The organism is Thermoactinomyces intermedius (assembly GCF_013912365.1).
GTDB classification, from domain to species: Bacteria; Bacillota; Bacilli; order Thermoactinomycetales; family Thermoactinomycetaceae; genus Thermoactinomyces; species Thermoactinomyces intermedius.
Window position 1 is genome coordinate 49,066 of record NZ_JACETT010000047.1, and the last position, 12,617, is coordinate 61,682.

The 12,617-nt window shown below is 41.4% G+C and carries 15 protein-coding genes and 1 pseudogene; all 16 read right to left on the reverse strand.

What is annotated here, in order from left to right; genetic code table 11:
• Positions 1–65 precede the first annotated feature (65 nt).
• Positions 66–590, reverse strand: a complete 525-nt coding sequence (locus tag H1R82_RS10970; protein ID WP_037993721.1) for an Imm6 family immunity protein — start codon at positions 588–590, stop codon at positions 66–68.
• A 174-nt stretch (positions 591–764) separates the two neighbouring features.
• A complete protein-coding gene (locus H1R82_RS10975) occupies positions 765–1,328 on the reverse strand; it encodes an Imm6 family immunity protein (RefSeq protein WP_181731913.1) in 564 nt (187 codons plus the stop codon).
• Between the two features lie 152 nt (positions 1,329–1,480).
• Positions 1,481–1,795 carry a hypothetical protein gene (locus tag H1R82_RS10980; RefSeq protein ID WP_181731914.1) on the reverse strand — a complete coding sequence of 105 codons (315 nt, stop codon included), beginning with the start codon at positions 1,793–1,795 and terminating at the stop codon, positions 1,481–1,483.
• Positions 1,796–2,497: 702 nt separating this feature from the next.
• Positions 2,498–2,665 (reverse strand): Ish1 domain-containing protein, encoded by a 168-nt coding sequence (locus tag H1R82_RS14705; RefSeq protein ID WP_232333880.1) that lies wholly within the window; start codon positions 2,663–2,665, stop codon positions 2,498–2,500.
• A 47-nt stretch (positions 2,666–2,712) separates the two neighbouring features.
• Positions 2,713–2,796: pseudogene (locus tag H1R82_RS14935) on the reverse strand (hypothetical protein); the annotation flags it as partial.
• A gap of 19 nt (positions 2,797–2,815) precedes the next feature.
• Complete coding sequence (locus H1R82_RS14975) at positions 2,816–2,959, reverse strand: Imm6 family immunity protein (RefSeq protein ID WP_508613969.1); 144 nt, start codon at positions 2,957–2,959, stop codon at positions 2,816–2,818.
• 176 nt (positions 2,960–3,135) lie between these two features.
• Positions 3,136–3,666, reverse strand: coding sequence for an Imm6 family immunity protein (locus H1R82_RS10990; RefSeq protein WP_181731916.1), 531 nt, complete (start codon positions 3,664–3,666; stop codon positions 3,136–3,138).
• Positions 3,667–3,950: 284 nt separating this feature from the next.
• Complete coding sequence (locus tag H1R82_RS10995) at positions 3,951–4,361, reverse strand: hypothetical protein (protein ID WP_181731917.1); 411 nt, start codon at positions 4,359–4,361, stop codon at positions 3,951–3,953.
• Positions 4,362–4,696: 335 nt separating this feature from the next.
• On the reverse strand, positions 4,697–5,215 hold the full coding sequence (locus H1R82_RS11000; RefSeq protein ID WP_181731918.1) for an Imm6 family immunity protein: 519 nt from the start codon (positions 5,213–5,215) through the stop codon (positions 4,697–4,699).
• Between the two features lie 144 nt (positions 5,216–5,359).
• Positions 5,360–5,488 carry a hypothetical protein gene (locus H1R82_RS14710; RefSeq protein WP_255517161.1) on the reverse strand — a complete coding sequence of 43 codons (129 nt, stop codon included), beginning with the start codon at positions 5,486–5,488 and terminating at the stop codon, positions 5,360–5,362.
• Between the two features lie 185 nt (positions 5,489–5,673).
• Entirely contained in the window at positions 5,674–6,189 is a 516-nt protein-coding gene (locus tag H1R82_RS11005) for an Imm6 family immunity protein (protein WP_181731919.1), read from the reverse strand.
• A gap of 20 nt (positions 6,190–6,209) precedes the next feature.
• Positions 6,210–7,748, reverse strand: a complete 1,539-nt coding sequence (locus tag H1R82_RS14485; protein WP_198058688.1) for a hypothetical protein — start codon at positions 7,746–7,748, stop codon at positions 6,210–6,212.
• 368 nt (positions 7,749–8,116) lie between these two features.
• Positions 8,117–8,626: an Imm6 family immunity protein gene (locus H1R82_RS11015; RefSeq protein ID WP_181731920.1), complete on the reverse strand. Its 510-nt coding sequence runs from the start codon at positions 8,624–8,626 to the stop codon at positions 8,117–8,119.
• Positions 8,627–8,700: 74 nt separating this feature from the next.
• On the reverse strand, positions 8,701–9,222 hold the full coding sequence (locus tag H1R82_RS11020) for an Imm6 family immunity protein (protein ID WP_181731921.1): 522 nt from the start codon (positions 9,220–9,222) through the stop codon (positions 8,701–8,703).
• A gap of 28 nt (positions 9,223–9,250) precedes the next feature.
• Positions 9,251–10,759: a cobyric acid synthase gene (locus H1R82_RS11025; protein ID WP_181731922.1), complete on the reverse strand. Its 1,509-nt coding sequence runs from the start codon at positions 10,757–10,759 to the stop codon at positions 9,251–9,253.
• Between the two features lie 253 nt (positions 10,760–11,012).
• On the reverse strand, positions 11,013–12,614 hold the full coding sequence (locus tag H1R82_RS11030) for a xylulokinase (RefSeq protein ID WP_181731923.1): 1,602 nt from the start codon (positions 12,612–12,614) through the stop codon (positions 11,013–11,015).
• Between the last annotated feature and the right edge of the window lie 3 nt (positions 12,615–12,617).

The window sequence follows — 12,617 nt, forward strand, 5'->3', positions numbered from 1 at the left end:
CAAGCCAAAGGCCTGCTTCGGTGAAAAAGAACAAGCCTCACTTATACTTCTATTCAATCATACATTTATACAATCAAAGCCAACAATTCTTCTCTTTTGATTTGCTCGTCACTTCCGGCTGGGTAATTTTTAAGCAAGTGCTCTTTTAAACGCCGGGACCACTCTTCTTGGTAGCCTTCTGTTTTTTTGATTTCTTCCATAAACTGAATATAGGTGGAATCGTCATTGACGGATTCGAGTTCTTGCGGACCATGATGTTCCTTGTTTTCAAATATTAATGCTTGCTTTAAGGTATAAGATACGGCAAAGAACAAACACCAATACGCCGATTCCGCTTGCAAATCATCTTGGAAGACACCGTCCAAAGTTGAAAGAACATAAAAACCCTCGTCTTCATCCGTCAGTCCATCATACATGGCATAAGAATCATGCATCTTCGCCTCAACCCATTCCCAACAAAGATTGATGGATTTTCTGATAACCGCATCCCAATCATCACCAAAATCCAATGGTTCCGATATTTTTTCTGACAACGTTAAATAATAAGCGGCTTTTGCATCCATGTTTACTTTCTGATACCATTTCCCCATCAAGATCCCCCGTCACATTGATAATTTTCAAAATCCACATTCTCCAGAAAGCCAATCTGATTTTAAAGGATTCGGTCAAATCCATCCATGATTTCCAAAAATTCATAAACGGTTTCCCAAGTTGGATTGGAAAAAACTTTGAATTTATCTTGAATGCTTAATCCTCCATCGTCTTTATGAAATTAACTTCAACAATTCTTCTCTTTTGATTTGCTTATCACTTCTGGCAGGGTAATTTTTTAGCAAGTATTCTTTTAAGCGTTCAGACCATTCTTCTTGATAACCATGAATTCGCTTTATTTTTGCCATAAAATCCATTTCAATCGATTCATCACTCACCAAGTCAAGGATTTGCGGAAGATAATCTTTCTTTTCATACTTATAAGCTTGCCACATTATGTAACAAATTGCTTCCAGAATCGTATGGAGAATGAGCATGAATTGCGGGCTTTCCGCCACTTCCTTCTCTCCTTCAATAAAAATGAGTCCGTCTTCTTCGTCATCAAACTGATAATACAGATCATCTGCACCATACTTTTTCCCTTCAACCCATTCCCAACACATATCCATCATGTTCCGAATCAATTGATGCCACGGGTAACTTCTTGTCAAAACCAATATCTTTTCCGATAAGCACAGTACATAAGCTGCTTTTGCATCCTCACTGAGATGTTCATACCAAGCGATGGCAAGTCCCGCCTTTCCAACTTTTAGAATTCCAAACATGATACCGGTCAAGCGGTCATCGGAGGGACGATGAGAGCTGGTGGAATCATGGGAAGAGAAGTTGTTCGGAGAGTGATCCGAAAAGGATAACCACCCTTCCCTTCCAAATTTTCCGATGGGCATGCGCTAAGAAAAATCAATGAAAGAGATGAGCCAACCTTTTTTCATCGCATAGGACCTGAAAAAGTGTATGGATTTTTTCTATAAGTTTTCGCCAAATTCGGATCATACAAAAAAGTGTTCATGATGGTCAACGCGTTATGAAAATTTACTTTCCCTTTTTCCATGATGAACTTTAAATCAACACCTTCAACATTAAAATTAGATATGCTCCGATCCTTCATCCACTGATCCATCGTTTCCTGAAGCAGATCGTCCAATTTTTTCAGGTTTTCTATGATAAAGGATGTTTTCGATTCCTCAATTCCTTCTTCTTCAATCAAAACAGATTTAAGTTGATTTTCATCAAAACTCAGCAAAAGTTCTCCCTCCTAAGCTAACTTTCAAGATAATAAAATAAAAAATCATCCAAAATATAAGTATAATTAATTATAGTTTAAAAAATCAGGAGGTAAACAAATGCTTGAATTCAATGAGAGAAAATTAATCAGAGTTTTAAAGAGAAGGATGGCATAATCATGAAATTAAAGCGATGATATCTCTTTTAGACAAGGTGACGGATCGGCTTCAAAAGCCTTTTGATGAATGGCTGGATCATCAAGCCGTCTCTGATGAACCACTGGTTGAAGGGTTGAGTATACGAACCATCATGAAGTTGCGGAAGTGCCATTTTTTGAATACTTTGACGATCCCCTTGGCAAAGCAATATAAAAACCTTTTTCAAAGCGTGGAGATAAATGAATAAAGCGAACAAAGAATTGGTTTCATGATTGAACTGAAGATTGAGTAAACTCAACGCCAAAAAGAAATCCGCCTGCGACTATTCAATTAAAAGAAGAGGCGGAAAAGCGGAAGTAAATAGGGATGTTTATGAAAGACTTTCTGGTCTTCGACAAGTGCTAATCAAATCGAGATAAGTAGGAGCAGAAGGATTTGGAAAATCAACCGGACCTCATGATGAACATTGTGTTTGCCCAAAGAAGGAATTTAAGAGCAAGGTGGAACAACCCAGGCAGCACAATCGATACAGATTCTTCCAAATTAGAAATATCAAATTTTTTTCAGATCAGTTTCAACAACTCTTCTCTTTTAATCTTCTTGCCGCTTCCGACTGGGTGGTTTTTAAGCAAATATTCCTTTAAACGTTCGGACCATTCTTCCTGGCAGCCATCCACTTCTCTGATTTTTTCCATAAAGAGCTCGATGGATTGATCACTTTCGCTTTCCATATCACATAACAAATGCCGTCAAATATGCAGAAAAACAGAGATTTTAGTGCAGGATTATCAACCACTCCCGGATAGTGCTCAATGAAAACCAGTGCATCATCTTCATCAGCAAACACGTCATAAATCTCCACCGCACTGTATTTACGATGTTCAACCCATTTCCCAGCACATATCCATCACGTTCCGAATCAGGCGATGCCATGAGTATTTTCTTGTCAAAACCAACATCTTTTCCGATAAGCACAATACATAAGCCGCTTTTGCATCCTCACTGAGATGTTTATACCATGCGATGGCAAATCCCGCCTTTCCAACTTTTTAAATTCTCGAAGAAAAGTCTCACATCACTCTGATTATTTCCTTATTGGATATATAACTTATGACAGGATTCCCCTTCAAGGTGATCAAGCCAAAACGAAAAAACGCCTCTTTTTAACCGGTGCAGGCCTCTTTTTATGATCAAAAAAGAATTATGAAATCAACTTCAACAATTCTTCTTTCTTGATCTTCTTGTCACTGCCTGCCGGGTGGTTTTTAAGCAGGTACTCTTTTAAACGCTCCGACCAATCTACTTGATAGCCGTTTAGCTTTTTTATATTCCGGTTAAACTCTTCATCCATAAATTCATCATCATTGATTCCAACGGGTTGTGGAAATGCTTCCCCTTTCATTTCATACGCCTGGCGGGCAGTATATAACACAGCATCAACCGCACATGACCAAATCAGTTCTGCTTGAGGACCGTATGCATTATCACCTGCAAAAGACATTCCTTCAATATAAATCAATCCATCTTCCTCCTCATTATCTGCTGTTTCATAAAGATCATCGCCACTGTACTGTTTTTCTTCCACCCACTTCCAACACATATCAATTGCCTCTCTGACCATCATAAACCAATCATAGTTTTCAATCTCACTCATATGTTTTTCCACCAAAGCCAAAGCATAAGCTGCCTTTGCATCTGACCTGACATTATTCACCCATTCTATCCATTTCATTAAATATCCCTCCATTGCATTTGCATTATAAACAGAGTATGTCATTCAAGCTATTTAAAAGGTGATATGCAGTATCATTCCTCAAACCGTTGATTCATGGCAGATATCATGCTTTCTCGATGAACTTCCTTGTGATTCTCTTTCGGGGAATGTGCCAAACTCTGCTTATAAAAATTCCGGTTGATCATTCTTCCCAGATATCTTCTCCCAAGATAAAATCTGCAACGGAATGAGTTTTTAAATTCTTTCAAAATATAAAGTTCTTTATTTCGTCGCAATATTTACTAGTCAACCCACTTCAATTTATCCGTTAGATTTCCGGAATTATAAAATTCTTCAAATGCAATAATAGCCGTGTTTAAAGGAACAAGCAAACGCCGTGGAAAATCAATGCCTGTTTGTTGGCAGCTAATATATTCATACTTATCTATATTTTTCACCCTCATATTTTCCACTACCAAATGAATGGAATTGTTCTCCGAACTGTATTGAACAGCATAAAGGCGTAGGCCTTTTATCTCATTTCCTCCCATTAAAGTTAACTCCCCTTTGCCAACCACCTTTAATCCAATTAAATCAATGTTTATTCCATCAACTTGTTTCATCACTTTTTTTACTTGATCCCAAGATGGATTTTCCATTAATGTTGAGCCTGTTTCGTTATAAATATGGAGTTGAATATTGTTCATTTTCATCACCAAGACTTTCTTAATTTTTCTTTATCTACTTTTAAGATTTCAGACCCGCTCGGGATGATAACTTCCAGTTCTTCCAAACCAACTTCGACCATCATTTGACGTACATTTCTTTTGCATGATATTTAGCAGCCCAGTTGGTTCCTTTTTGTTTAGGCAGCCTTGAATCAATTCATTCCTAATCCCTTTCTTGATATTTTTTTGGATTATCATCTCCCCAACCATTTCGCCGCCAAATTCGTTTCCCATCCACTTCCAATACCGCTGATCAATTCAAAAACGAAAACCCGCTCCATTTTAACGGTGCGGGTCTTTTTATGATCACCAAAACAGAATTATGAAATCAATTTCAACAATTCTTCTTTCTTGATCTTCTTTCCACTGTCTGCCGGGTGGTTTTTAAGCAGGTACTCTTTTAAACGCTCCGACCATTTTTCTTGGTAGCCGTCTACTTTCACTATTTTTTCCATGAACCAATCGATCCCTTCCTCATCAACCAATTCTACAGTCTGTGGAACATATTCTTCCCCTTCGTATTCATAAGCCTGAGATGTAACATAAGCCAAAGCCGTCGTTACACAAAACCACATTGCTTCTTCTTGAGGATCAGGTTGATCATCTACAAAATCTACCCCTTCGATATGAATTAACCCATCACCATCTTCATTATCCAATCTCAAATAAAGCTCATCTGCATGATGCTTTTTCTCTTCCAGCCATTCCCAACACATATCCATGGCTCTTCTTGCCAAACCATACCAATGGTATTTTTCGGTTTGATGCATCATTTTCTCTGTCAAGGTCAAGAGATAAGCCACTTTTGCGTCTGAACTGACATTTTCAAGCCATTCCATCCTGAAAAAACTCCTTTTGTGATTTTATGTCTTGATAGATAATTTATAATTTCCTCAACTTCTTACGCACAAAATCTTTAGTGGAATCCTCAATAATTATCCAAGCATAGTCAAACAGATGAATTTCTTCTTTTCTCTCTTGGCTCAAATCAAGTCATTGCCTAATTCAAATAAGGGGAACCGGTATGGTTGCTCCGCAATTTCATCCACCAAATCATAATCTTCCCAGATATCTTCTCCCAAGATCAAATCTGCGATGGAATGAGGATCCATGATCCGATTTCATAAAACTAACCTAGTTAATACACAAAAAGCCATATCCAATTTGTAAGTAAAATTCCCTTAACACTTTTGGAAATATAATTCATTAGAAACAAAGCCCAACTGTTATCTTTAACAAAACTAATAACCCGCTCCCTTTTCTTTTTTCTGGAGCGGGTCTTTTTACCTCCACGGAATTATGCAATCAAGTTCAACAATTCTTCTCTTTTGATCTTCTTGTCACTGCCTGCCGGGTGGTTTTTAAGCAGGTACTCTCTTAAGCGTTCCGCCCATTCTTCCTGATAGCCGTCTACTTTCACTATTTTTTCCATGAACCAATCAATTACTTCATCATCTGTCATTTCTATCGCCTGTGGAACATATTCTTCCTCTTCATATTCATAAGCCTGCCATGTAACATAAAACGCCGCCTGTGTTACACAAAACCACAGCGCCTTTTCTTGAGGGTCCGGTTGATCATCGACAAACGCCACCCCTTTGATATGTGCTAATCCATCCACATCATTGTCTATTTTCAAATAAAGTTCATCTCCACTATGCTTTTTCTCTTCCAGCCATTCCCAACACATATCCATGGTTCTTCTGGCCAAGCCATACCATTTATAATTTTCTATTTTATGCATGATTTTCTCTGTTAATGTCAGCAGAAAAGCCACTTTTGCTTCTGAACTCACATTCTCAATCCATTCCATCCCAGGAAACCTCCTGATTTTCATTCAATATATTTACCATTTTTCAATCTAAAGAATTGTCTTCCAACAGCTTTTTTTCCTTCTACTATTTCCGATGTAACTACTATTTCAAGCTTAGGATACATCTTGCTAAATTCCAAGAATATACCGCTCTTTGCATCAGGGTTTGTAATTCCCGCAATACATGCCGGACATGCTCCTCTAGGGTTTGATTGATGGATATATAGCTTTCCAGATACTTCTTTTGGATTTAATTTAGCCTCTTTTACTGCAGCTTCAAATTCAGCCATGACATATTCTTCAGCATGTCTAGACATTTGCGGACTATCAAACGGTGACTTAATTGATCTGTTTGGATATTTTTCATCCAAAGGAACTAACCCGGCTTCTTTTGATGCTTTTTTTATGGCACCAGGCGAAGCACCTTTAAACAATCGATCTTCCAATCCTTTAACATCTGTTCTGGCAACAGCAAGGGTATGTTTATTATGACCTACTTTTCCTCTCAAATTTTTCAAGTCTTCTTTCAGAATGTCTGTTATGCCTGAATAATCACATTTAATATTTGTCGCCAAGAACAAAGCATGGTACCCTCTGGTTGGCTGTACAGCAAAACAATCGTCAACTTTGTTGAAAATATTTTTGACAATCGGGGTTTTGGCCAGAACCGGTTCCAATTGCTGAACAGCTTTATTGATCGCTGGTTGGGCAAAGTGAACCACGGCGACGGAGCCGGCTCCAAAAACTCCTGCCAAAATGGCATTTTTCCAATTGATCTTCCGCCCATGCAGGATATCGTCTGTCACACTGGTTCCGGCACCCTCGACCGATCCGAGGAATCCGCCTTTGCCAAACACTTTTTGCAGAGGTGCCGGCAATTTGGAGACCAGTTTCTGTCCTCCTTGCAGAACAGACCCCAAGACTTTGGAATTCTTGGCACCCATGATCAGCTTTTGCCCGATGCCGCTCGTCAATGCCCGGGAAGCTCCTGCCGTGATACCTCCTCCAACCAATCCCAAAATGCCGCCAATGGCCGCCTCCAAGAAAGTGTTCTTATTAATCCCGCCATTTAAAACGGCACTGACCAAGAAGGATATACCCATTCCCCACAAAATGGCCGCACCCAATCCAGACGTGAGCGGAAAAAGACATAATACAACACCAACCACTAAAACGACGGCAAAAGCAATATATTCTTTATATTTTTTCACCCATTCCCAAGCCGATGACAGCGTATCAATCACAACTTCTGCCATTTTGGAGCAAATCTCGGTGAACCAATCCCAAAAGGCAGCCGCTTTCTCTTTGGTCCATTCCCATGCTCCTGAAATTTTGTCCCCGAACCAATCTCCAACCTTTGACAATGATTCGGTAAACTTATCCACAATTCCTTTCTTTTTTTCAACCGGAGGGGATGAGACCGGTTGTTCCTTCTGAACCGGGTCTTTTTGTTCGAATTGATCGAAATCTTCGTTAATTTCAGGAATATTAATTCCCCCGTCAGCATGTACAAGGTCATGAACCCAGAAGGCTGTTCCCACCGAGACGATCAGCAACAAAAGGAGAAACCGTACAAAATATTTTCCCATATCTTCGACGGGTACGAAAATCCGTAACCCCGTTTCCTCCTTTCTTATTTCTCTAAATATATTGTACAGGAAACAATTAATAATTTTAAAAAGTATTATTCTCCTTGGCAATTATATTTATATATAAATTTTTATAAATAGTGCATGAATTTGTTGATGACAATTGCGATAAAAAATAAGCCGAAATAAACCTGCTTATTGCAGGAAGGTTCAATCATTGGACTAAATTGCTGTTGCACGGTTTAAAGGTCACTTCTGTATAGCAAAGATCCGTCAATTAAAAACCATGGAAAAAAATAAATCCCACTCTGTTGAAGAAGGAGCGGGATTCTTTTCATTTATGCAATCAACTTCAACAACTCTTCTCTTTGGATCTTCTTGTCACTGCCCGCCGGGTGATTTTTCAGCAGGTATTCCTTTAAACGCTCTGCCCATTCTGCTTGGCAGCCGTCTATTTTTGTTATCTTTTCTGTAAACTCCTGAATCGACAAATCACTTTCGCTTTCAAAATACTGTGGCACTGATTTCTCCCCTTCGTATTGATACGCTTTCCAAATGGCATAACAAAAACCGTCAAATATACAGAAACAAAGATATTTTAATTGTGGATTGGATTTAACTTCCGGGTAACACTCTATGTAAACCATCGCATCATCTTCATCGTCAAATTCATAATAGATATCATCGGCACTATGTTTTTTCTCCTCCACCCATTCCCAACACATCTTCAATAATCTCCGAATAAGTCTGTACCATTCATAATCTTTTGTTTGTTCCGCAATCTCTTCTGTCAAAGACAATACATAAGCCACTTTGGCATCGTCAGTTATGTTTTCATACCAAATCATCATGAGCCCCTCCTCAACCAGGATTATAAAAACAAATTCCGCTCCATTGAAGAGAGCGGAATTTTTTTATTATTTTATGCAATCAACTTCAACAATTCTTCTCTTTGGTTCTCTTTGTCACTTCCGGCCGGGTGATTTTTCAGCAGGTACTCTTTTAAGCGTTTGAACCATTCTTCTTGGCAGCCGTTTACTTTTCGGATATTTTGCATAAACGCTTTCTCCATATATTCATCATCGATGGGTTGTATTTCCTGAGGGGCTTCATGTTCTCTTTTTTCAAAGAGGAGTGCTTGCTTTACGGTATAAGAAACAGCCAAAAAAAGGCACCAATAGATAAATTCTTCCTGCGAGCCTTCTTCGAAATCGTCATATTCCAGTCCAATAATATAAAATCCCTTATCTTCATCAGCCAATTCCAAGTACATGAGATAGGAATCACCCTTTTTATTCTCTGTCCACTCCCAACACATATCCATGGATTTTCTCACAGTGGAAAACCAGTCATATCCGGCTAATTTATCGAGGACCTTCTCAGATAAGACCAAATAATAAGCCGCTTTCGCATCCATATTTACTTTCTTATACCATTTCTCCATCTTAATCCTCCGATTTATTAAAATCCCGTCACTCCCTGTCGTCTTTGTCCCTGCAAAGTCCCATGATCTTTTTCACTTGTTCCATGTCCATGTGTTCACGGATCCATTGCGCCAGCAAAGAGTAAATCTTTTCCCTTTCTTCCCTTCTTCGTTTCATCGTTTGTTTCCGTTTTGGCAACCCTTTTTTCAAGTGGAGATGGCAGATCCAATGCACGGTAAAGGAAGGATTGTCAAAAACGCCGTGAAGTCCGGTTCCCCACACTTCTCCGTCTTCGGAAACCGCGCCGTCGAACCGGCCGTCGGACAGCTCAAACAGTGGAGAAACTCCCGCGGCTTTCCGGGGGCGGGCGGAATGAATCTCATATCCTTCCACCGGGTCCGGTCCTCCCCAAGCGGCCAAAGGTTTTGCTTGGCTCCGGCTGGTTGGTGTGTTGAAATTCCATTGTATTTCCATGGGAAGAAGCCCCAAACCGGCCTCTTCGCGTTCGGACTCACAATCAGGATAAACCCATTTCGTCCCCAACATGGGAAAGCCTCCGCCGATCCCGATAACCGAACTTCCTTGTATTTTTAACACCCGGATTTTTTCTTCCAGTCCGGTCTTTTTCAGCCAGGCAAAATCTTCTTTCGGATTTTCCGTCCCGGGCAGAATGATGACATCTGGTCTTCCCAGTTCCCGGGCCGCTTTTACAAACCGGACAGACAAATCCGGATGATCCATGAGCGGGGAAAAATCCGTGAAGTTGGCAATACGGGGAAAACGGATCACGGCCACATCCAGATCGGCCGTTTCTTTTTGGTTTCCTTTTAACGCCAGTTCGGTGAGCGACAGGGAATCTTCCGGATCGATACCAACCTCCACATAAGGAAGGACACCCAAAACCGGGATCCCGGTTCGCTGTTCCAGCCATCGGATTCCCGGTTCCAATAATGATTTGTCTCCACGGAATTTATTGATGATGATGCCTTTCACCCGCCGCCGCTCGTCCGGCTCCAGCAATTCCAAGGTGCCCACAACCGAAGCGAACATGCCCCCGCGGTCAATGTCGGCGATCAGCAAAACCGGCGCATCCGCCATCCGGGCCGTCCACATGTTCGCGATATCCCGCTCTTTCAAATTAATCTCCGCCGGACTCCCTGCTCCTTCCATCACCAGAACGTCATAATCCCGGGATAACCGGTTCAACGACTGTTGAACGGAAGCCAGAATCGAATCCAGTGCATGATGGAACGAACCGGCACGGAGTTCGGCAAAACGGCGCCCGTGCAAAATCACTTCCGACACCATTTCTCCTGTGGGCTTCAGAAGTACCGGGTTCATATCGACCGTGGGTTCAATTCCCGCCGCCTCCGCCTGAATGCCCTGTGCCCGGCCGATTTCCCCTCCATCCCGTGTCACATACGAATTTAAAGCCATGTTTTGCGACTTAAACGGAGCCACCCGAAAACCTTCTTCAAAAAAATAACGGCAAAAAGCCGTGCATATCACACTTTTTCCGACATCGGAAGCCGTTCCTTGCAGCATGATGGCCTTCATCTTGTTACACCTCTCTTTTGCGATCATGTTTCGTTTCATTATTGCACATTTTCATTCTTTTTCCCTTTTATAAAACGATGCTCTCTTCGCTCCCGCCAATGAAAACTGTGACGGCACTGAATGTGCAAAGAAAAAAAGTCCCCCAACGCAAGCCGGCATATTGATCCGAAAATCCGTAATCGGCCGAGAAAACCGGCTGCAGAAAAAAAGCATTTCCTCAACCCTGTTGAAGAAATGCTTTTCATTGTTATTGCTATGGAAGGCATTTGATTGCCATCGATTCAACGGGCAAACCCTTTTGATATCGTTCGATAAAAGCTTCATATCCGGAAACTCCTTCAGGCTCCGGAGATAAGATGGTGCTTTCAAGGTTTGCAAAAACTTCCCGGTCCAAAAAGTCCTCCAAATTTTGATACCGATCTTTTCGTTTGGCGAAAATCGCGAGCAAAGCCATCCCCCAAGCTCCGCCTTCCCCCGCTGTACTCATTACTGCAATTGGGGTATTCAAAGCGTTGGCCAGAACTTGCTGGGCAATGCCCGGCGTTTTAAACAGACCTCCTTGGGCGATAAAGAATTTTGTTTCGATTTGCTCTTCCTTTTTCAGAATATCCATCCCGATTTTTAACGGGGCCAAGGCTGCATACAACTGTGCCAGAACAAAATTTGGCAAGGTAAACGTGCTGTCGGGATTCCTGACAAAAAGCGGGCGTCCGGCAGGCATTCTGGTAATATTTTCCCCCGACAAATAACTGTAATTGACCAATCCCCCCGCATCGCAATCCGCCTTGGCTGCAGCCTGAAACAATGTTTCATATAATTTATTCGTATTTATATCCACACCCAGGCATTCTGCAAACTCTTTAAACAGATTGGCCCAAGCATCAATATCCGATGAGCAATTGTTGGTATGGATCATTGCCACAGGGGTGCCATCAGGTGTCATGACGATGTCGACATCTCTGTAAACTTTTTTCAATGGTTTATCCAAAACAATCATGGAAAAAGCGGAGGTTCCGACTGATATATTTCCTGTCCGTTTACGAACACTGTTGGTGCTGACCATCCCGGTTCCGGCATCCCCCTCCGGAGGAACCATCAAACTGCCCTCTTGGAGCTTGCCGCCGGCATCCAGCAACCGTGCCCCTTCCTTGGTCAATCTCCCTGCGTACTCACCTGCTTTTAAAACTTCCGGCAAAATCTCTTTGATTTTCCATGGGTAAGACGTCACATTTTCCAAACTCTCAAATCGTTTTAAAAAATCGGCAGAATAAGTTCCGGTAACTTCGTCTACGGGGAAAACCCCCGAAGCATCCCCGATTCCCAACACCTTTTTTCCGGACAGTTTCCAGTGAACATAACCAGCCAAGGTTGTAATAAAATGAATGTCTTTTACATGAGGCTCTTTGTTTAAGATGGCTTGATACAGATGGGCAATACTCCATCGTTCCGGAATATTAAATTGAAACAAGTCGGTTAATTGGTTTGCGGCTTGTTCCGTGATGTTATTACGCCAAGTTCGAAACGGGGTTAACAATTCTCCGTTTTTCGAAAAAGCCAAATATCCGTGCATCATGGCACTGACACCGATGGCGCCGATCTTGGTGAGCGTGACCTGGTACTTGCTCCGGACTTCTTCGGCAAGCTGCGCATAACTGCTTCGAATTCCTTCCCATACTTCATCCAATGCATACGTCCAAATTCCATTTTCAAATTTATTCTCCCAGACATAACTACCCGTCGCAATAGTATGAAAATCATCCGTCACCAGTACGGCTTTGATACGCGTCGATCCCAATTCAATGCCTAACGTGACATCCCCTTGTCGAATGGCCTCAGAAACTTTAACCAAGTTCACTTC